Source organism: Kitasatospora sp. NBC_00039, assembly GCF_045160625.1.
Lineage (GTDB): Bacteria > Actinomycetota > Actinomycetes > Streptomycetales > Streptomycetaceae > Kitasatospora.
Window position 1 is genome coordinate 7149775 of record NZ_CP108289.1, and the last position, 20986, is coordinate 7170760.

Genomic DNA, 20986 nt, shown 5'->3' on the forward strand with positions numbered 1-20986 from the left:
GGACCATCACGCTCCGGTGTCGGGTGCGGCCAGACTGAACCCATCGGAACGGCGAGAAGCGGGGGAACGATGAGTACGACGGCTGCAGTGGTGGTTTACGGGGCGACGGGACACACCGGGCGGTTCGTCGTCGCCGAACTCCGGCGGCGTGGCTTCGCCGTCATCGCCTCCGGCCGTGACGCGGCCCGCCTGGAGGCGCTGGCGGCCGAGTGGGGGGACGTGACCGTGCGGCCGGCCTCCGTGGACGACCCGGGCGCGCTGGACCGGGCCCTCGCCGGCGCGGCCGCGGTCGTCAACTGCGCCGGGCCGTTCGCCGTGACGGGCGGCCCGGTGGTCGAGGCGGCCCTGCGCGCGGGGATCCCGTACCTCGACGTCGCGGCGGAGATCGAGGCGAATGCCGCGATGTTCGCCGACCACGCGGAAGCGGCCATGAAGGCGGAGACGCCCGTGGTGCCGGCGATGGCCTTCTACGGCGGGCTCGGCGACCTGCTGGTGACCGCGGCGATGGGGGAGTGGACCGGCGCGGAGGAGGTGCACATCGCCTACGGGCTGAGCAGCTGGCACCCCACGCCGGGCACCCGGGAGGCCGGCCAGGTGTCCCACGAGCGCCGCGCGGGCCGCCGGGTGCGGTTCGCGGACGGTGCGCTGCAGTACCACGACGACCAGCCGTGGGAGCAGGACTGGCACTTCCCGGCGCCGCTGGGCCGGCGTGCGGTGGTCGCGGAGTTCACCATGGCCGATGTCGTCACCGTCCCCAGCCACCTGGCCGTCTCCGAGGTCCGCACCCACATGACGGTCGAGGCCGCGCGGGACCTGGCCGGGGAGGACACGCCGGCGCCGGAGGCGGTCGACGCCCAGGGGCGTTCGGACCAGACCTTCGTGGTCGACGTCGTGGTCCGCTCGGGCGGCGTCGAGCGCCGCGCCTCGGCCCGTGGCCAGGACATCTACGCGATCACCGCACCCCTGGTGGTGGAGGCCGTCCGGCGGGTCCTGGCCGGGCGGACGCGCACCACCGGCCTGGCCTCGGCCGGCGCGATGTTCGACGCGGCGGACTTCCTCCGGTCGCTGGCCCCGCACCTGTCGGTGGAACTCCCGCACTGACCGGGCGTGCGGGCCGGGGCGGGCGGGGCTTCCTCCAGGACCGGCCGGGGGCTTTCTCCAGGACCGGCCGGGGCGGGCGGGCGTTTCGTCGAGGACCGGCCAGGGCGGATCCGAAGGGAGTCGTGATCATGCCAGGATCCGGGCCGGCGAGGAGTAACGTGGATATCACCGAAGGCACTTCGAATGCCGGCACCGGACACTGGCGTCGTCTCCGGCGAGTGGCAATACCGGACCCGGCCTTCGCGTCGGGCTCGGAGACGGGTCCTTGGTCATGACCGCGACCCTCGATCGTGCGACGACGCCCCCCACCACCGCACCCGCCACGCGGCTCTCGCTCGCCCCTGTGGGCGTGCGGGCAGGCCGCCTGGACGGAGCCTGGTGGCCCCGGTCGCGTGATCTTCTTCTCGAACTCCCCGCCCTGGCCGCCGAACTCGACGAGCGGTGGGGCCGGATCACCCGGATCACCGTGAACCCGGCGACGTGGCCGGTCATCCCCCGGCGGATCCCGGTCGCGGGCCACACCGTCCACGCGGGCTGGTTCACCACCGAGCAGGACAGACACGTGATCGCGGTGTACTCGTACGCACCGCTCAGCCTGAACCTGCTGGTCGTCCCGCCGTCGACGGACACCGTCGATGCCGCCCGGCTGATGGCCGAAGCAGCCGACCCGGCCGGCACCCGGACCGCGAGCGAACTGCTCGCCCGGAGTGCGGGTGGCGCCGCGGCAGGGCAGCAGCCGCGCTCCGACTTCCTGCCGTCGGCTGCCGCACCCGCCGACGGACCCGGTGCGGCCGGTCGGCGCGCGGACGTCGCCCGGATCCGGGCCGCGTCCTGGCCCGCCCCGGTGTAGCCGGTCCGTGCGGGCGGTCCGTGCAGGGGTCCGTGCGGGCGGTCCGTGCGGGCCATCGGCGGAATGCCTCGGCCACGCGGCGGCCGCGTGCGTCATTCGCGTGACCACTCGGTTTCGGCCTGGGGCTCGCCGACGGCCTCCGCCCCTTCCCAGACGCGGAGCCTGACCGCCCGGGGGCTGGGCGCGGGCCGGGAGAGCGTGCGCACGAACACGTCCCGCAGGTGGTTCGCCGCCCGCTGGGGCGGTCCGCCGTACTCCAGGGGGTTCGGCATGAGGGTGTCGTCCTGCCGGGTCCAGTGTCCGTTGTCGTCCTGGGTGTCCAGGATCCATCGATAGTGCGGCATCCAGGCCTCCTGTGGCGACGAGCCGGCCCCAGGACAGACCGTAAGGGCCGGAGCGGCGGACGGCGACCCGTGAACGCCGACCGCGGTCCTCGTCGGCACGCCGTCAGTACTCGGAGCCGCTTCGCAGGTAGGTGCCGGCGACCTGGAGCCACGCCGACGGGCTGAAGTACGCCTCGACCGCGTGCGGGGTGTCCTCGAAGACCCGCAGGATCCGCAGCGCCCCGCTCGGGTGCAGGTCGTACTCGTACGTGTAGCCGTCGGCCGTGTCCTGGTACTGCATGTCCAACGGCCCCTTCGACGGTTCCTCCGGCGACCGGGCCTCGGCCGAGAGTTTCACGTAGACGGACATGGCTCGCCACCCATCCGCGGGCGCAGGCCGGGGCCGCCGGCGCAGGGCCGGCCCGGCCGTCGCGGCAGCCCGGGCTGTCCCGCTGTCCCCACCGTACTCCCGCCCCTGCCGCGCGGGTCGGGCCCGTAGGTGATCCGGCGGACCGACCCGGCGCCCGCTACACCGTCCCCGCCCAGGCGTGCGTGCCCAGCAGCGTCTTGATGTCCGAGGCGAGCCCGTTGTCGGGGTTCACCTGGAAGCCCAGCTCGTAGAGGGTGTCCTTGTCCCAGTTGGTGGTCAGCAGGCGGACGGGGACGTCGCCCGGGTGGGCCCGGAGGGCGAGCTTGAGTTCGGCGACCGTCTCGGCGGTGATCCTGCCGAGCGGCATGGTGATCTGGACCGGCGGCTTGGTGCCGAGCTCGGCGGAGGAGACGTCGAGGGTGGTGATCTCCTGGCCGAAGATGCTCAGCGAGCCGTCCCGCTCGTTGAGGCGCCCGCGGACCGAGATGACGTTGTCCTCGACCATCTGCTCGGCCATCAGGTTGTAGGTGGCGGGGAAGAACAGCACCTCGACCGAACCGTCGCGGTCGGCGAGGGTGATGATCGCCCAGGCGTTGCCGGCCTTGTTGATCCGGCGGTCGACGGCGGTGACCAGGCCGGCGAGGCGGACCTCGCCCTCGGTGCGGCCGGAGCCGAGGAGTTCGGCGATGGACGTGTCGCGGTTCTTGGAGAGGATGTGCTCGGCGCCGTCGAGCGGGTGGCTGGAGACGTAGAGGCCGAGCATCTCGCGTTCGAGGCTGAGCAGTTGGCGGCGCGGCCACTCGCGGTCGGTGAGCTGGAAGTCCAGGCCGATGCCCGGGCCGGCGCCCTCGTCGGCGTCCAGTGCGCCGAAGAGGTCGTCCTGGCCGATCGCCTGCTGCTTCTTCAGCCCGGTGACGGCGTCGATCGCGCTCTCGTGCACGGTGCTGAGCGAGAGGCGGGTGTGCCCGAGGGAGTCGAAGGCGCCGGCCTTGACCAGGGAGTCGACGGTGCGCTTGTTGCAGACCACCAGCTCGACCTTGTCGAGGAAGTCCGCGAACGAGGCGTACTTGCCCTTCTCCTTGCGGGTCTTCACCAGCGACTCGATGACCGGCACGCCGACGTTGCGCACGGCCTTCAGACCGAAGCGGACGTCGCTGCCGACGGCGGTGAAGTCGACCACGGACTCGTTGACGTCGGGGGAGAGGATCTTGATGCCCATCTGGCGGCACTCCGCCAGGTAGACGGCCATCTTGTCCTTGTCGTCGGCGACGGAGGTGAGCAGGGCGGCCATGTACTCGGCGGGGTAGTTGGCCTTGAGGTAGGCGGTCTGGTACGAGACCAGGCCGTACGCGGCGGAGTGCGATTTGTTGAAGGCGTAGCCGGCGAACGGGACCAGGACGTCCCAGACGGCCTGGATGGCCTCGTCGGAGTAGCCGCGCTCCTTGCAGCCCGCGTGGAAGGGGACGAACTCCTTCTCCAGCACCTCCTTCTTCTTCTTGCCCATCGCGCGGCGGAGCAGGTCGGCCTGGCCGAGCGAGTAGCCGGCCAGCACCTGGGCGGCACGCTGGACCTGCTCCTGGTAGACGATGAGGCCGTAGGTGGGGCCGAGGACCTCGCTCAGCGGGGCCTCCAGCTCGGGGTGGATCGGGACGATCTCCTGCTGGGCGTTCTTGCGCAGCGCGTAGTTGGTGTGCGAGTTCATGCCCATCGGGCCGGGCCGGTAGAGCGCGGAGACGGCGGAGATGTCGGCGAACTCGGTGGGCTTCATCAGCTTGAGCAGGGCGCGCATGGGGCCGCCGTCGAGCTGGAACACGCCGAGGGTGTCGCCGCGGGCGAGCAACTGGTAGGTGGTGGGGTCGTCGATCGGGATCTTCTCGATGTCGACGTCGACGCCCCGGTTGGCCTTCACGATCTTGATGCAGTGGTCGATGATGCCCAGGTTCCGCAGACCCAGGAAGTCCATCTTGATCAGGCCCATGGCTTCGCACGACGGGTAGTCGAAGCCGGTGATGATCACGCCGTCCTTGTCCCGCATGTGCAGCGGGATGAGGTCGAGCAGCGGGGTGGAGGAGAGGATGACGGCGGCGGCGTGCACGCCGGTGCCGCGGATCAGGCCCTCGATGCCGAGCCCGGTGTCGATGATCTTCTTGACGTCGGGCTCGTTGCTGTACAGCGCCCGGATCTCGGTGCCCTCGTTGTACCGGGGGTGCTTCTCGTTGAAGAGGTCGGCCAGCGGGACGCCCTTGCCCATGACGTCCGGCGGCATCGCCTTGGTGATCCGGTCGCCCATCGCGAAGGGGTAGCCGAGGATGCGGTTGGCGTCCTTGACGGCGGCCTTGGCCTTGATCGTGCCGAAGGTGTTGACCTGGGCGGTGTAGGCGGAGCCGTACTTGTCGGTGACGTAGCGCACCATCTGGTCGCGCTGGCGGTCGTCGAAGTCGATGTCGACGTCCGGGGGGTTGATGCGCTCGGGGTTGAGGAAGCGCTCGAACAGCAGGTCGTGCTCCAGCGGGTCCAGCTCGGTGATCCGGGTCAGGTAGGAGACCATCGAGCCGGCCGCCGAGCCTCGGCCCGGGCCGACGGGGATGCCGTTGTCCCGGGCGTACTGGCAGATGTCGGCGACCACGAGGAAGTAGGCGTCGAACCCCATCGGGGTGATCACGCCCATCTCCAGCTCGACCCGGTCCAGGACCTCCTGGCTGGGGCTGTCGCCGTAGCGGTGCTGCAGGCCGGCGGCGATCTTCTGGCGCAGGAACGAGGCCTGGGTCTCGCCCTCGGGCACGTCGAACTGCGGCATCCGGTCGACGTAGGTGAAGACCTCCTCGTACGACTCGACCCGCTCGGCGATCGCCAGGGTGTTGTCGCAGGCCTCCGGCAGCTCGCGGAAGAGCTCGCGCATCTCCTCGGCGGTCTTGATGTAGTAGCCGGTGCCCTGGAACTTGAACCGGTTCGGGTCGTCCTTGTTCTTGCCCACGCCGACGCAGAGCAGGCTGTCGTGGGCGTCCGCCTGGTCGGCGGTGACGTAGTGCGAGTCGTTGGTGGCCAGCAGCGGGATGTCCAGCTGCTTGGCCAGGCGCAGGAGGTCCTGGCGGACGTCCTGCTCGATGGACAGGCCGTGGTCCATCAGCTCCAGGAAGTAGTTCTCCTTGCCGAAGATGTCCTGGTAGGCGCCGGCCGCCTTGACGGCCTCCTCGTACTGCCCGAGCCGCAGCCTGGTCTGGACCTCGCCGGAGGGGCAGCCGGTGGTGGCGATGATGCCGGTCGCGTTGGCGGCGATCAGCTCGCGGTCCATCCGGGGCTTCATGTAGTAGCCCTCCATCGACGCGAGCGAGGAGAGCTTGAAGAGGTTCCGCAGGCCGGTCGCGTTCTGTGCCCACATGGTCATGTGGGTGTAGCGGCCGCCGCCGGAGACGTCCTTGCCGCCCTCGCCGTCCGCGCTGGCCGGCCGCTGGCCGCCGGGCGACCAGAACACCTGCTTCTTGTGGAAGCGCGAGGACGGGGCGACGTAGGCCTCGATGCCGATGATCGGCTTGACGCCGGTCTTGGCGGCGGCGTGGAAGAACTCGTACGCGCCGAACATGTTGCCGTGGTCGCTCATCGCGATCGCCGGCATGCCCTGTCGCTCGGCCTCCGCGAACAGCTTGCCGTTCTTCGCGGCCCCGTCCAGCATCGAGTACTCGGTGTGGACGTGCAGGTGCGCGAACGTGTCGGACACGGCGGCGGGCTCCTTGTCGGCGGGGCGGGCGTCCGGGAACGGGCGTCCCGGGGCGGAGCCCTCCAGGCTAGCCGGTCGGCGGCGGCGACTCGCCCGGGCGGGGGCCGGGGCGGTGGTCCTTGACGAGACCCTCCCACGCCGTCGACGGCTCCTTGACGGGCTTGCCACCGGCCCCGGCCGCGCCGGGCCGCCCGGTCGGACGGGTTGCTGTCTGGTCGTCAATTGCCCGCGGGACTTACCATGTTGGTCGGCGAACGAGGGGGGTGCGGGGTGGCGCACGGGGGTTCGGAGTCCGGGCGGCGGCTGGAGAGCGCGATCGCGTGGGCACTGCGGAACTCGGACGGCGTCGTCGCCTTCTGCGGTGCGCTGGCCGTCGGGCTGCTGGACCTGTTCGGCGGCGGGCTCGGCGACAACGTCGTCTCCGGCGCGACCCTGCTGGTGCTGGCGGCGGTCGTGTACGGCTCGCTGGCCGAGCGCCGGCGCCGGATCAGCGACATCCGGGAGGCGACGGCAGGTGCCCGGCAGGCGCTGGACAGCCTGACCTCGGTGCGGGAGCTGGCCGGGGTGGAGCTGGAACGGGCACTGGAGCTCGCCCGCCAGGACACCGACCGCTGGGTGTTCAAGGGTGGCACCGGCACCTACCTGCGGGCGGTCACCCTGCCCGAGTGCGTCCGGGAGGCGCAGCACCGCCGCCGCTCGCTCACCGTCAAGATCGACATCGTGCACCCGGGCGACGAGCAGGCCTGCGCGGCCTACTCGCGGTTCCGGGAGACCTTCGGCGGCCGGCCGGACGGCGCGCAGTCCGGCGGGTGGAGCGTGGAGCGCACCCGCAAGGAGTCGTACGCCACGGTGTTCGCGGCCGCCTGGTACCGGCAGCGGCTCGACACCCTGGAGATCGACGTCCACCTCTCCTCGGTCGTCCCGACCCTGCGCTTCGACCTCTCCGCGTCGTGCCTGGTCATCACCCAGGACGACCCGCGGCGGGTCAGCCTCTACATCGAGCGCGGGCGGCCCCTCTACGACTACTACGTCACCGAGCTGCACCACTACCGCGAGCAGGCGGTCAAGCTCGACCTGCGGGACGCCGAGCCGCTCGGTGACGACCCGACCGTCGACGAGGCCAGGCGGCTCTTCGACCGGCTGGGCGTGCGGCTGCCCGCGGCCTTCTCGGACGCGGACGTCGGCGACATCATCGACAGGGCGCTGCACGCGGAGAACCCGTACCGCAGGTAGCCGCCGGAGGGAGCAGACGATGGACCCCTTCCCGGACCCTGGCGCGAGCCCCGGCACGGGCCCCTTCCCGGAGCTCTTCGCGACCCTCGACCGGGCCGTCGGGGCCGACGCTGCCTCGCCCGCGCTGGACGGGCTGGTCGGCGGGATCCTGGCGGAGGTCGCCTCGGGCGCGAGACCCCTGCGGGCCGTCGCCCACCCCCTCGGCTTCTTCTGCCTGCCGGTGCTGCGCGACGGGGAGTTCGGGGTCTGCGTGCACGTCTTCGGCCCGGACGCCGACGCGCCGGGCCCGGCCGGCGGTGTGCGGGAGATCCACTGCCACAGCTGGGAGCTGAAGAGCAGCGTGCTGTACGGCCGGGTCGGCAACCTGCGGGTCGCGGTCCACGACGAGCCGGACCGGCCGACCCACCGCGCTTACGAGGTGTACAGCGCGGGCGGCACCGACGAGATCCGGCCGACCGCACGGCTGGTGCGCTGGGAGCCGCTCGGCGAGCGGACCAGCGCGCGCGGCGAGACGTACACCCTGGGGGCCGGCGAGTTCCACACGACCGTCCTGCCGGGCGGCGCGCCGGCCGCCACGGTGGTGCTGGGCCGCTCCGTGCCGGGGCCGGTGGACGTCGTCCTCGGCCCGCTCGACGGGGGCGCCCGGCGGGTGGTGCGCCGGCAGTGCGACGCCGTCCGAACGGCCCGGATCGCCGAGGCGGCCGCCAGAATGATCAATGCGCCCGCACCCGACGCCTGAACCCGCCGGGGCCGGCGTCGGCCCGCTTCGCGGCCGAGTGCCGGGCCGCGGTGGACATCGCCGAGGAGACCGGCCCGCGGCTGCGCTCCCGCTTCCGGAGGGCCTTCCGGATCCATCCGAAGGGCGAGGACAGTGACGTGGTCACCGAGGCCTGCAAGCCACGACCCGCCGACCGGCAGATACGTGATGTCGCCGCGCCAGCGCACGCGGCCCGGACGCGGAGAAGTCCCGCCCAAAAAAACCAGGTCCGGCACCTGCGCCGCCGCACGGTCCGCGACCGAGGTCCGCACCGTGCGCCGCAGGCGCCGCCCGGCCAGACCACGCTCTCGCAGCTCCCGGGTGACCGGAGGGATGGGCTTTACCCTGGCAAAGCCCGAACAGCTCAAAGATCACCCCTCAGTTGCACCGACCTTGATCGCGTTCTACGACACGATCTTCGAGGCGGCCCTGCCCGGCATCGACACCGGACACTTCATCCACTCACCCCACCACGTGCTCAATGACCTCGCCGAGTACGGCCTCGTGCCCGTTGCAGATCACGTCATCGGCATCGTGTTCGGCAGCGACGGCGGAGGCAACCTCCTCGCGGTCGATCCGAGTGGGGCGATCCATCGGTCCACCAGCGCATCCTGGTCGGGCGACTTCGATGCGGTCGCCACAAACCTGGTCGACTTCCTCGAACAGCTTCAACGGAACATCAACGACTTCGCTGGCGCGAGGCTGCCCAAGCACCGCTGACCTGTCCCGACACAGGCACCTTGGCAGGCAGGCATTCAGACAGTTCCAATACCAAGCGTCACCATTACACGTCCGGCTCCGCCTTCCGCGCGACGCTATCGACCTCCTCGGCATCGCCCTCCGCGACCCAGCCTAGCCCGCCACCTGGCCCGACGACGGCGACGAACCGCCCGTTTGTGCAGCACCCGTCCGCTGACGTTGCCGTCAACTACTGCCGTCAAGATGTACGAGGGGCCTCACCAGAAACGAATGTGGTGAGGCCCCTCGCCATTTCTAGCTGCACCCAAATCGGGTGCTCACAGCCCGAGTGTCTACTTGTCAGCCTCGAAGCCCTGATACATCAATCAGACGCGAGGCTACCGGCCCACAGGGGGCGTTGGAGGCGAATCTTGTCCACGAAGCATATCGATGACCAAGGCGCCGCCAGGAACAACGGTTCCATAGTTGGTATCCACGAGCACTTCGAACCGTCCAGCCAGAGATTCGACAATCCCAAGGACGATACCTGGATCTCGATAGTCAAGACTGAACGCCGCCACCGGAGAGACCGGACAAAGCGTGGTCGGCCACTCATCGAACAGCCCTTCAGCCTCTGGATCAGAGACGGAAACCAGATAGCTTCGTGAGCCGCTGGTAGATATCGAAACGAGGTTTTCTTCGCTGGCCACCGCCCCCAGAGGCGCAAGTAGCTCCGCAATCCGACCTAGAGTCACAGTTGAATCCCGAAACACAAGGACTACTGTCTCCATTACTGTCTCCCTACCCAAGCAGCCACATCATCCATCGTCCGAAATACTGGCACCCCGAGCTCCTCGATCCTTGCAGCAGGTCCAGGTCGAAGGTTTGGACCATAGACCGCTAGCGGCTTACCGCCCGTATTGGGGAGAATTCGATCCTGCACCTGCCCGACCTTGCCGCCACCCTGCCGCAGGTGACTTCGCAGATGAAATTGTTGCCGAAGACATCGTGATTGCCCACGGCGAGCCCGTCGGCCCTCCCGGTCAGCACCACCCCGGAGACGCGGTTCGGATGCTGGCCGATCCCGCCTTTCCTGGCTGCCCCCATCGTTGCCCTGCTGCCAGGCCATCATCGGGCCCTGCCCGGCCCTCCTCTGCTTTTGCGCGCGCAGGTGGCCGGGCCGTTGCGCGGTGGGGCGTAGACAGGAATCGCGGGGCGGCTCGGCCTGCGGGCGCGCGCGGCCCGCGCAAGCGGGCCGCCTTGAACCCGTAAGGAAAGTTTCGACGCACTCCACCATCGGGGCCGCGTCTTGCTGACCTGCTGAACTGGTCTGCCCACCAACGCTGTTCACTGGCCTGGCCATGTCCGCATTGGACTGTGGCACAGCCGATGGCCGAGAGGCTCGCTCCCCTGCGCCCCGAGGCGGCAGCGTTGTACGAGGACGAAGCCGGGCTGAGCTATCGGGCCCTCACTTCGCTGGCCACGATGATCCGGCCGCCGGCCTTCCGCACGGACCGGCTGACTCGGGCCTTCTCGTCGGGCAGGACCGAGAGCATCTCGCCGGTGGGGACGATGATGGTGTCGGCGTCGCCGTCGAGGAGCATCTGAAGCGCGTAGGTGAGTCCTCGGCGCTGGTCGGGTTCGGTGGCGCCCTCGTCGTCGTGGATCACGCCCGCGAGGTGCAGGCCCGACTCGCGGGCGATCCGCTCGCACATCGCCTGCCGGGTGACGACGGGCTCGTCCTTGGCGGTGCACAGGTAGACGACGGCGGTGGGCTTCGCGGGCTTGGTCATCTCTTCGTCCCATCTCAGTTCGGCTCGGCGCGTGACCGTTGGTGACGCTTGTCGGTCCGTGCCGTTCGTGCGGTTACTGAGATCGTCGGGCGTCGGCATCGGGCGGCCCAGGAACGTGCGGGGTCAGTTCGCCTGCCGCCCGGTGTGGATCTGATACGTAGTGTCTCTGCCGGGCTGGTCAGAGTTCGACGGCGAGGAAGTCGGCGAGTTCGACGAGTTGTGGGGACAGGCCGCGCTTACGGCGGATGACGAGGGTGGTGGCGATGTCCCGGGCGTATCGCTGGTAGCGCAGCCATTCGGGGGCGGCCTGTTTGATGCCCATCAGGATGTCGGTGGCCGGCGCGTAGTCGCGCTGTTCGGTGTGGGCTGCGGCGAGGTCGAGCAGGTGGCGGTTGCGGTTGTTGGAGGTTGAGCGTGCGGGGGTGGTGACCTGTCCGGAGAGCTGGAGGGCCTTGCCGTACTCGCGCAGGACCATGGCGTTCTCGACCTCCTTCATAGCCACGGTGTTGGGGCCGAAGGTCGTCCAGTACTCGTGGTAGTCGATCACGTCCCGGCCGACCAGGACGGCGGCGGCCTTGGCCTGCCGAAGCTCGACCGGCTCCGCACCACCTGCCAGTGCTGCACCCGCGGGCTCGACAAGCAGCAGCACTGCTGCTCGGTCGACCAGTGCTGCGACAAACGGCTGTCCCCGCTCACCGTCACCTACGTGCACTCCGTCCTCAAGTCCGCCCTGGAGCACGCCGTCCGCGAGGACGAACTCCCGCGCAACGTCGCCCGCAGCATCAGGACCGGCACGCCCCGACCCCGCCGCTTCGAACCGCTTACCGTCGCCGAGGCACGCCGGTTCCTCGTCACCGTCGAAGGCCACCCGCTTCAGGCCCTGTTCGAGCTCGCGCTCCGCACCGGCCTGCGGAAAGGTGAACTTCTCGGCCTGCGCTGGGAAGACCTCGACCTGGAAGGCGGCACCGCCAGCATCCGCCGCACCCTCCAACGCACCCCCACCGGAGGCCTGACCACCCTCCCGACCAAGACCGTCAGCTCCGAACGCCGCATCGCCCTCCCCACCGAATGCGTCCACTCGCTCAAGCACCACCGGGAACGGCAGAACCTGGCGCGCGAGGCCGCTGGTGTGGGCTGGACGGACAGTGGCTTCGTCTTCACCGCGCCCGACGGCTCACCCACCGACCCGTCCACCCTGACCCGGCACTTCACCACGTTGTGCCGAGTAGCCAGGCTCCGCCGCATCCGGTTCCACGACCTCCGGCACACCGCCGCGACCCTGCTCCTCGAACAGGGCGCCGAACTCGTCGTGATCAAGGAACTACTCGGACACGCCCACATCGGCGTTATCGCCACCGTCTACGCCCACGTCCGGCTCCGCCTCCAGCGCCAAGCCATCGACACCCTCGGCCACGCCCTCCGGGTCACCAACAGCCCTGACGACCCGCCAAGTGCAGAAGCCGTCCACTGACGTTGCCGTCAGCGTTGCCGTCAAGACGCCCGGAAGCCCCGCCAGAGAAATTTCTGGCGGGGCTTCCGCGTGATAAGGACCGGAAATTTTAGATGAGACGGACGATCATTCAGGAAGAGTCTCGATCAGGACCTTCAGCTCCTCTGGTCCATCATTTACATAGGGAATCGCCGCACGCCTGACAAGCCTTGAGGCTACAACTAGCTCCGTAGGGCTTGCATCACCTTCGTAGATTTCCGCAAGGATATTCAGCGGGGACACCAACGCAGACTCGAGACTTTCCGGAAGCGAATCCAAGAAGACTGTATCCTCAGTAAATACCAAGTCCAGTAGCTCGCCAACCAGCTCGCGCAGACTGTCCGCGTCAATTCTTCCAGCGATCTCCACCGCATCCTCCCAGTCGGGCAGCCAGGGCGGAAGTAGGGACGAGGTCACGTGCAGCACTCCTTACGTAAGACCTGAGCTGGTGGGCGGTCGAGGGTGACCGCCCACCAGCTGACGATCAGGTCACTCGTTGATTCCAAGGATTCTAAGCAGCGGCGTGCACGCATTCGGACAGGGATCGATGGGCGTCCCGTGCGCATTCCCCTCGGACCGGAGACCGCGCACTCGAACGGCCCTCATGGACCCTCCCCTAATGGCACCTGCACCTTCGGCAGTTTCGGCTTGGATCAAGCACATTACCTCCGCGCAGCCGCCATGATGTCCTGACTCCTGGATCGCTCGCTCAAGATCTCCACCAGCTTGCGGCGACATGCCGTGACCGTTATGGCCGTAGTAGGTCTGACCAGAAGGAGAGGTGTATTCCGCTGCAACGTGGGGGCCCTTCTTCGTGGCTCCCGGCCGCAACGAATCAGCATAGTCCTGGAGAGGATCATTGCAGTTATGCACCAGGACCGGCATAGCACCCGCCAGCACATAGTACGTGTGGAGGTCGGCGACGGTGAGGTTGTGGGCTTCCTGAGGCTGGGTGGTGTAGGTGCGGGTGGCGAGGACGACTGCTGTGCCGCCGTCGGTGGTGGCGAGTTGGTGGCCCGGCTCGACTGCTTCGGCGTTGGTCCAGCGGCGGGCGGTGTCGTCCCAGTAGGGGTGGTGGGCGGTCGACACCAGGGTCGTCTTGGACTGGGCCCCGCCCGCTTCGCCGGGAACAGTGAGAGTCAGTTCGGTGAACCGGGTGTCGTCCGGAGTCACGATTTTGGCCGTGACCGGCTTGCCCGATGTCTGGCCGGTTTGCGGATCGGTTGCGGTGACGGCGTCGCCGGACTTGATCTCACCGATCTGCTTGGTGCTTCCATCGGCCATCAGGACAAGGGTGTCGGGCGGGAAGCTGTTCTTTCCGCACGCGCGGGCGGCCTCTTCGAGGAGGTTGTCGGCCTTGTTCTTGAGATGCAGTGCCTTGGCGGAGTCGCCTCCGACGGGGACGAATCCGACGAGGTCCCAACCGACCTCTCCCCATTGTCCCTGTGCGGCGTGAAGCACGGTGGTGGCTGCATCGCCGACGACGCCGAGTCCGGGGATGACGCTGACGGCCTCGGCGAGTTCCGTGGCCTTCTGCAGTCCGGACTTCTTCTTGACGCCGTTGTCCCAGCCCCACATCGAGGCGTTGTTCTTGCCCTTCTGGTCCCGAATCCAGTTGCGCTGCGCGACGGGGCCCAGCGTGGCGGACAGGGTCTGCTCGTAGTAGCGCTGCTGGGTGGCGGAGGAGGTGTAAGTCGCGGTGGTTTCTGCGGCGTTGGACGTGGTGATGGTTCCGGCGGACCCGCACTGGTAGAGCGTGCCGCATTCCTCGGATTTGAGGCCGCTGGGGTCACTGAGGTTGACGGGGTCGTTCTCGCTGTAGGCGTAGCCGTTCCACTGTTGTGGGTTGGCGGCGTCGAGGATGGGGTCGGGGTTGATGAAGCGGCCGGTGGTGGGGTTGTACTGGCGGGCTCCGAGGTTGGTGAGTCCGGTGGTGTCGTCCTTGGTTCCACCGACGAAGCCCTTGGCGCCGGCCCAGTCGGTGGTGGCGGGCTGGGTGCCGCGGGGGTTGCCGAAGGGGTCGGTGTCCCGGCGGGTGACCGTTTGGGCGGCGTCGGTGTTGATCTGCACGCCGCTGGTACCGTGGGGATCAGCGGCCTGGAATAGGACGCTGCCGCCGCCGATGGGGGCGGTGACGCGGGTGTAGGTGAGACCGCCGGGTGCGCCGATGGAGCGCACGTTGCTCATGGAGCCGGTGGCGGTGTCGAGGGTGAGTTCGTCGGTGGGCAGGAACAGGGTGGTCTTGCCGGGGTTTCGGCGGATGAGCGGGTTGCCGTCGGCGTCGTAGAGGTAGGTGGTGGCGCCGGCCTGGCCGGTTCGGTTGAGGGAGCTGAGTTTGTTCTCGCTGTTCCAGTCGAGGGTGGTGGTGCCGCCGGTGTCGGTGATGGCGGTGGTGTTGCCCCTGGCGTCGTACTGGTAGCCGACGGCCTTGGGGCCACTGGGCGTGCTGGTGGTGGAGGTGAGCAGGGCGTGGGGCCCGCCGGTTCCGCCGCCGGTGTTGGGCGCGGTGGTGGGGGTGTTGGTGCTCCCCATGGGCCGGAAGGTCTGCGTGGTGCTGCTTGCGCCGCTGCCTGTCGCGACCGTGGACCAGGCCGACCAGTTCTTGGTGGTGCCGTCGCGGGTGGTCTGGTTGATCTTTCCGCTGCCTGCGACGAGGACCTTGAGGTCTGCGCCGGAGCCGGCCGCACCGACCGTGCTGAGCGGGGCTATCTGGCCGGCCGCGCCCGTGACGTCTCCCCACTGGGACCAGGACCCGGCGCTGTCGCGCACGACGTGCCAGGGCTTGCCCTGGGCGAGCGCGACGACCTGGAGGCCATCGTCGGTGTTGGCGAGGGCGAGCTGGCCTTGGCCGGTCTGCGCCCCGCTCAGGGTGCCGGTGACGCTGTAGACGTCGCCCCAGCCCTGTGCCTGCCAGTTCCCGTCGGGCTTGCGGACGGTGTGCCAGAGCTTGCCACTGGCGCCGACCATGATCTCCAGGCCGGAGGCGGTGGCGGATGCGGCGATCTGTCCGGCGGAGGACAGCGGGCCGACGACGCTGTAGACGTCGCCCCAGCCCTGTTGCTGCCAGTTCCCGTCGGGCTTGCGCAGGGTGTGCCAGAGCTTGCCGCCCGAGAAGGTGAGGACCTCTAGGCCGGAGGCGGTGGCGGTCAGCGCGAGCTGGCTGGGCTGGGAGAGGGATCCGACGACGCTGAATACGTCGCCCCACCTCTGCCAGTTCCCGTCGGACTTGCGGACGGTGTGCCAGATCTTGCCGTCGGCGACGGCCATGACCTGGAGCTGGCCGTTGCTCACCGCGGCGGAGACCGCGGTGACGGCGGGCAGCGCGCCGACCTGTGCCATCAGGTCGGTGTACGGCGAGGACGTTCCGTCCTTCGCCTGGGACCCGAGCCACAGCGCGCCGTTCGCGAGGGCGACCGACCAGGTCCGGGTGCCGTCCGAGGCGCTCGCGACCTGGGTGATCCGGGCGGTGTCCAGCGGTGTCGAGGACGTTGTCCCGTGCTGGGTGAGGCTGGTGCGGTTGCCGGTGGCGTCGTAGGTGTAGTCCTGCCAGTACGGTGACGGGCCGCCGACGGTGTAGGTACCGGATTCGGTAGTGGCCGGTCCGGCGGCGTTGTCACAGCCCCCGACGCCGGGCACCTTGTCGGAGCTCCCGGTTCCCTGCTTGACGCCGTCGCTGTCGGTCCAGTCGGCGGTGGTGTGGGTACCCCCGGTGTCGGTCCAGGCCCGGTTGAGGCGCCCGAGGTAGTCGTACGTGTAGCACTGGGTGTCGCGGGCGCTCGCGTTCTGCAGGTTGGTGACGGACGTGATCCGGCCGGACGGAGCGTAGGTGTAGCTCGTCTGGTCGACGGAGTCGGTGCCGGTCTGGCGGTAGGTGAAGTTGTTGATGACCCGCCCGGTGGCCCAGTCGTACTGCTGGAGGGAGACCACCTGCTTGCTGTACTTGCCCGCGGTGGTGCTGACGGGCCTGCCGAGCGCGTCGTACTTCACCTGAGTCGCGATCGGCGTACCGAGGCTGCTGTTGGAGAATTTGAGCAGGCCGGAGTTTGTGTACTGGTAGCCGATGGACTCGGCCGGCAGTCCTCCTGCGGCGGGGATGTCGACCTGGCTCAAGGCCCCGAGGACAGGCCGGTACGTGTTGGTCGTGGTATAGGTGCTGCCCAGCGCTTTCTCGTTGTCAGGGACCAGGCCGGGCCAGTTCTTGCTGTCGGGTTCGGGGATGGTGACGGATGTGCCGAGTGGCCGGTAGAGGTCGTCGTAGCGGGTCACAGCCTTTGTGTAGGGCGCGCCGTTCTCTCCACCGATGTAGCGGGTGGAGGAGGTCAGCTGGCCGTTGACGAGGGTGTCGTACGTCCACATCGCCAGTCGGTTGGCGGGGGCGACGCTCCCGTTGTACAGGCCGGTCTTACGGCCGAGCAGGTCGTAGGTGTAGGCGAGGGTGCTGCCGCCGGCGTCGGTGGTGTGGTCGATGCGTGAGTTGGCGTCGTAGAACGTGCGGGTGATGCCCGTGTCCGGGTCGGATGCGGAGACCTGCCTTCCGCGCAGGTCGTACTCATAGGTCCAGCTGTTGCCGCTGCTGTCGGTGCGCCGGGAGGCGAGGCCGCTCGTCGTGTAGCCGTAGGTGGTGATGTCCGCGTCGGCGGGGTTTCCGGTGGCGGTGGCGCCGCGGTACTGCCAGGCGGCGGTGGTGCGGCCTCGGGCGTCGGTCACGGTCGAGGTCGGTGTCGCGCCGGCGGGCGGTGTGACGTCGGTGCGGTCCACGCCCGGGTATGCCGTGGTGGTGGACCACTGGACCTTGGCGTAGGAACGGAAGTCCGAACGGACGACGCGGCCCATCCCGTCGTAGAACGCTTCCGTCTGACTGGGGATCTGGCCGTCCTGCACATCGCCATTGGCCGTTGCCACGAAGACCGACTGGTTCGGAAACGAACTCGCCTCGTAGTACGGGGCGTTGGTCTTGATGGCCCAGCCGTGCGAGTCGTAGACGGTGTCGGTGATCAGCCGCCCGGTCGGACGGGCAGGGCTGGTGCTCTGCGTCTGGCGGGGCCGGCCCAGGCCGTCGAAGAGTTCGATGCTGGCGGAGTATGTGACGGCGTCGTCGTTGAGCGATTCGGTCGTGACGGCGGACGGCTTGTCGCCCGTGACGGCATAGCTGAACTTCTTGCTCGGCAGGCCACTGGTGGGCCGGTCCGGCGCCCACACCTTGGTGATCCGGCCGAGGGCGTCGTACTGCGCCGTGGTGATGCGGCCGTTGATGTCCTTACTGGTCAGCGGTGAACCGCGGGCCGGGTCCTGTGTGACAGTGGTGGTCCAGTCGGGCCCCATCGGACCGGTCGTCCGAATTTCGGTGGGCAGAGCGCCGGAGGCGGGGCTGAGGACGACCGTCGTGACGGCGGGGGTGACCGACGGTCCGCTCAGCTGCGCGCCGTCGCGGTCGTAGGTCGATCCGTCCGTGGTCGCGGTTGTCAGGCTCCGCCCGTAGCTATCGAACGTCGCATTGCCGCTGTGGACGTAGACGGGGTTGCCGCTCTGGTCGAAGTGGTCGAGGACCTGGCTGCTGGTCGGGTCGCCGATTGTGCCGGCATGGCCGAAGGCCTTGCTGTCGTAGAGTATGCGGCTGCCGGAGATCGTGTTGGCGGCCGTGGGGACGGGTGGGGCGGATCCGCAGGCGCCCTGGACGGTGACCCGCTCTGAGGCGAGGTCGAGCAGTTGTTTGTTGTCGCTGTTGTTGCTGCTGATGTAGTTGGTGATTGAGCAGGTCTCGGGGGTGGCTGCGGTGCCGTCGCCCTTGTCGTCGACCTTGGTGACGCGGTTGCCGAGCGCGGGCTCGGTGAAGGTGGTGATGGTGGCGGTGCGAGGGCTGCCGTTGGCGAGCGTTACCCTCGAGACCGTGCTCACCTGGGAGTCCGCGTAGCGGGCGTAGATCTTCGCGGCGCCGGCGCTCTGCGCGTGGGTGGCGCTGATCTGCTTGTCGTCGGGGTCGGGGGTGACGAGGCGTCCGGACACTGTCTGGACGGTGCCGTTCACCTTGTCGAACACCTCGGTGGCGAGGACCTGCCCGCTTCGCCAGTCACTGTCGGGGACGGATCCGCCGAGGGGGCTGGCCACCTGCACGTTGTCACGGGTCGTGCCGTTGGCGAGGTAGTCGCCGTCCATGCCGCGCAGGTAGGTGACCTTCTGCTGGGTTTTCGGCGCCTCACCGGTGAAGGCGCCGCCAGTGGTGGTGGTCACCGACTGGTAGCCCCGGTACTGGTCCCAGGTTCGGGTCTTGGGGTCGACGAACTCGGCGTCGTTGCGGTGCCAGGCAACACCGCGCGAGTCGTAGGTGTACTCCGTGATCTTGGCGGTGGCAGACGCACCGAGGGTGTCCTGCTCGGTGACGGTCTCGACGCGGGGTTTGTCGAACCAGTCGTTGACCGGGGCCGCCGGGGGTTGTCCGGGCAGAGCAGGCAGGTACCACTTGACCGGCATGCAGGCCATCGTGTTGCTGTCTTCGGACGCAGGCATGCGATTGGCGTTGCGTGAGCACTCAGGATATTTGTTGTAAAGGACATTGATCCGACCGCCGGTCTCGGTGTTGATCTCCCTGACGCGCGGGCGCATGAACATCTTCTGCGCCGGGACGAGACCGTCGACACGGTTGGACCGCATCTCGTAGCTGAACTTCACCGCGGGGAAGTCCGTGATCGCCGTCTGCCCGTTGCTCGGGGTGCGCTGGATCGAGTCCAGCTGGAGCAGGCGGCTGGTGTTGTCACCGGGGTAGGCGAGGGACTGGTTCAGCTGCCACGTGTCGACGGTGCGGTAGGCGGAGTTCACCAGGACCTGGGTGGAGATCTTGTCGAGGCGCTTGGTGGTGAAGAACGTCGGCGCCGAGTTCACGCAGGAGCTGTCGACGCATATCTGGTCGACCGGAACGTCCGGCCAGGCGAGGGGGTGGCCGGTGCGCTGGTCGGCGGTGCAACTGGGCGTCAGCGCGGAATCGCAGCGTTCCTCCTCGGTGAAGAGGACCTTCGCCGCAGGGTTGAGGGCTCCCCTGGCGGCCTTCTGCTCGTCCAGGCGCAGGCCGTAGCCGATCTCCTTGACGTAGCCGGCCCGCTGGTAGTCCGTGGCGGTGCCGGTGCCGCCGTTCTGCACTCTGCCGCGACCGTACTTGTTCGCCTCGGTCGCGTACTTGTAGGTGGTCAGATTGCCATGGGTGTCGACCACGTAGTCGAGCTGCCAGCGCCAGGCCATCTGGCACCACGAGCCGCTTCCGGACGCCGGGGTGTAGCAGGGGTCGCCGCTGTTCGGTGAGTAGACCGGCGTGGTCAGGACGGAGTTGGCGGCCGGGTCGGTCCCGTCGCCGTCGGGAAGGTGGTTGCGGCCGAAGTAGTACTGGATTCCGTCCGGGGTGGTGATCCGCCAGTACTCCATGTCCCGGTAGTCGGTGTCACCGGTGGCCCTCGGAGCGCCGGTGAGCTGTTCGACCTTGGAGCCGTCGTCGTTTTGCAGGTGCCAGCCGCCGGTTTTGTCGTCCCGCACGATCGTTCCGGAGTGGCCGCCGAGGGAGAGGGTGGCGTTCTGGCCGCCCCAGCACTGGTCGGCGGAGCCGGGGACTCCGGCCTTGTCGCAGCCGCGGTAGGAGCGCTCGATGTAGCCGGGTTCGTAGTCCCAGCCGTCTCCGATCCACGACGGCTGGGAGTTCGTCGACGAGGTCCTGCCGTCGACTGCGGCCGAGTTGTAGCTCAGGCCCACGGCCGGGGCAGCGCCGCCGAGGGACGGCGGGACCTGGATGGGGTAGTTGTAGGTGAAGTTCCCCATGTTCGCTCCCGAGCTCCACGCCGCGGAGGGCGAGAGCGGGGTCGCGGCGTAGTTGCCCAGGGGGCCGTTCGGCGCGGGCACGGAGGCGAGCAGGAGCGCCTGGGTCGGGCTGCTGCCTGCCGGTTGGGAGGGTGCGCTGCCTGCGGCGAACGCGGCCTTCACAGTGCCGGTCTGGCCCGAGCCAGCCGGGAGGGCGGCCGCAGGAGGCAGGGCGACGTCAGCGGTGATCTTGCCGTCGCCATCGGGCTTGGAGGGGACCGGCGTCTGGGTGCGGCACTCGGGCCGTTCCGGGGTCGTCAGCGCACAGGCCGGCAGAGCGACGAGAACGGCACGATCGGACCAGCCCGAGGCCTGCAGGGCATCGAGGTCCAGCGTCACCGTCGCCGTGCGGCCGCCGGCGGGGGACGGCGTCTCGGCGTCGGATAGAGCGATGACCGGCGTGGTGACCCCGGCCGCCTTGGCCTTGTCCTGGCCCGTCACCTGGACGGTGACCGTGTGGGCGCTTTCGCCCGTGCCGGTCCCGGGTGCGACCTGCACCGCCAGGGCGCCGGCCTTGGTGCCGGTCCCCCCGCCCGAGGCGGGCGAGGCACCGCCGGTCGCGGAGCGCGCGGCCTTCGCCTCGGCGCTGTCGGCTCCGAGCGTGACCGTCTCGGTGCCAGTGACCACCGGTTTCGCGACCTTCGACGGCTGCGCGGCCGGCTTGGCCGCGGGCTGGGCCGGGGGCACCTTGAGGTCGTGGCCCGTGACCGGGACGGTGTCGCCGCCCAGCGGCGCGTTCGGGGGTGTCCAGACCTTCCCCTGCGGCTCGGGGAACGTCCATGCCGCTGCCGGCGGGACGGCGACTCCCGTCATTGCCAAGGCGACCACGGCCGCCACCGCA

General features: G+C 69.2%; 13 protein-coding genes and 1 pseudogene. 6 read left to right on the plus strand and 8 right to left on the minus strand.

Annotation, left to right across the window (positions count from 1 at the left end):
- Window positions 1-69: 69 nt before the first annotated feature.
- Both OG286_RS31980 and OG286_RS31985 read left to right on the plus strand, forming a co-directional pair.
- Window positions 70-1101 carry a saccharopine dehydrogenase NADP-binding domain-containing protein gene (locus OG286_RS31980; RefSeq protein WP_405365944.1) on the plus strand — a complete coding sequence of 344 codons (1032 nt, stop codon included), beginning with the start codon at window positions 70-72 and terminating at the stop codon, window positions 1099-1101.
- A 271-nt stretch (window positions 1102-1372) separates the two neighbouring features.
- Window positions 1373-1951 (plus strand): DUF5994 family protein, encoded by a 579-nt coding sequence (locus tag OG286_RS31985; protein WP_396325570.1) that lies wholly within the window; start codon window positions 1373-1375, stop codon window positions 1949-1951.
- Window positions 1952-2043: 92 nt separating this feature from the next.
- Here the strand turns inward: OG286_RS31985 and OG286_RS31990 are convergent, their stop codons facing one another.
- The 3 genes from OG286_RS31990 to dnaE all read right to left on the minus strand — a co-directional run bounded on the left by OG286_RS31990 (window position 2044) and on the right by dnaE (window position 6359).
- Window positions 2044-2295, minus strand: a complete 252-nt coding sequence (locus tag OG286_RS31990; protein WP_396325569.1) for a hypothetical protein — start codon at window positions 2293-2295, stop codon at window positions 2044-2046.
- A gap of 103 nt (window positions 2296-2398) precedes the next feature.
- Window positions 2399-2644: a hypothetical protein gene (locus OG286_RS31995; protein WP_396325568.1), complete on the minus strand. Its 246-nt coding sequence runs from the start codon at window positions 2642-2644 to the stop codon at window positions 2399-2401.
- Between the two features lie 157 nt (window positions 2645-2801).
- A complete protein-coding gene (gene dnaE / locus OG286_RS32000) occupies window positions 2802-6359 on the minus strand; it encodes a DNA polymerase III subunit alpha (RefSeq protein ID WP_405359162.1) in 3558 nt (1185 codons plus the stop codon).
- Window positions 6360-6629: 270 nt separating this feature from the next.
- Here dnaE and OG286_RS32005 point away from each other — a divergent pair, with 270 nt between their 5' ends.
- From OG286_RS32005 to OG286_RS32015, 3 genes are all read left to right on the plus strand, one after another.
- Window positions 6630-7592, plus strand: coding sequence for a hypothetical protein (locus OG286_RS32005; RefSeq protein WP_396325566.1), 963 nt, complete (start codon window positions 6630-6632; stop codon window positions 7590-7592).
- 19 nt (window positions 7593-7611) lie between these two features.
- Window positions 7612-8331 (plus strand): hypothetical protein, encoded by a 720-nt coding sequence (locus tag OG286_RS32010; RefSeq protein WP_396325565.1) that lies wholly within the window; start codon window positions 7612-7614, stop codon window positions 8329-8331.
- Window positions 8332-8682: 351 nt separating this feature from the next.
- The gene (locus tag OG286_RS32015; protein WP_396325564.1) at window positions 8683-9069 is read left to right on the plus strand and encodes a hypothetical protein; all 387 of its coding nucleotides are present in this window, start codon (window positions 8683-8685) and stop codon (window positions 9067-9069) included.
- A 356-nt stretch (window positions 9070-9425) separates the two neighbouring features.
- On the opposite strand, the gene OG286_RS32020 is transcribed toward OG286_RS32015, so the two are convergent.
- From OG286_RS32020 to OG286_RS32030, 3 genes are all read right to left on the minus strand, one after another.
- Window positions 9426-9818 carry a hypothetical protein gene (locus OG286_RS32020; protein WP_396325563.1) on the minus strand — a complete coding sequence of 131 codons (393 nt, stop codon included), beginning with the start codon at window positions 9816-9818 and terminating at the stop codon, window positions 9426-9428.
- A 666-nt stretch (window positions 9819-10484) separates the two neighbouring features.
- A complete protein-coding gene (locus OG286_RS32025; protein WP_396325562.1) occupies window positions 10485-10820 on the minus strand; it encodes a hypothetical protein in 336 nt (111 codons plus the stop codon).
- Window positions 10821-10998: 178 nt separating this feature from the next.
- Complete coding sequence (locus tag OG286_RS32030) at window positions 10999-11367, minus strand: hypothetical protein (RefSeq protein WP_396325561.1); 369 nt, start codon at window positions 11365-11367, stop codon at window positions 10999-11001.
- 42 nt (window positions 11368-11409) lie between these two features.
- On the opposite strand from OG286_RS32030, the pseudogene OG286_RS32035 reads away from it, so the two are divergent.
- Window positions 11410-12291 (plus strand): annotated as a pseudogene (locus OG286_RS32035) (tyrosine-type recombinase/integrase); the annotation flags it as partial.
- 105 nt (window positions 12292-12396) lie between these two features.
- On the opposite strand, the gene OG286_RS32040 reads toward OG286_RS32035, so the two are convergent.
- Together OG286_RS32040 and OG286_RS32045 are read right to left on the minus strand one after the other, a co-directional pair.
- The gene (locus OG286_RS32040; protein ID WP_396325560.1) at window positions 12397-12726 is read right to left on the minus strand and encodes a hypothetical protein; all 330 of its coding nucleotides are present in this window, start codon (window positions 12724-12726) and stop codon (window positions 12397-12399) included.
- Window positions 12727-12798: 72 nt separating this feature from the next.
- Window positions 12799-20973, minus strand: coding sequence for a polymorphic toxin-type HINT domain-containing protein (locus OG286_RS32045; protein ID WP_405365945.1), 8175 nt, complete (start codon window positions 20971-20973; stop codon window positions 12799-12801).
- Window positions 20974-20986: the final 13 nt, after the last annotated feature.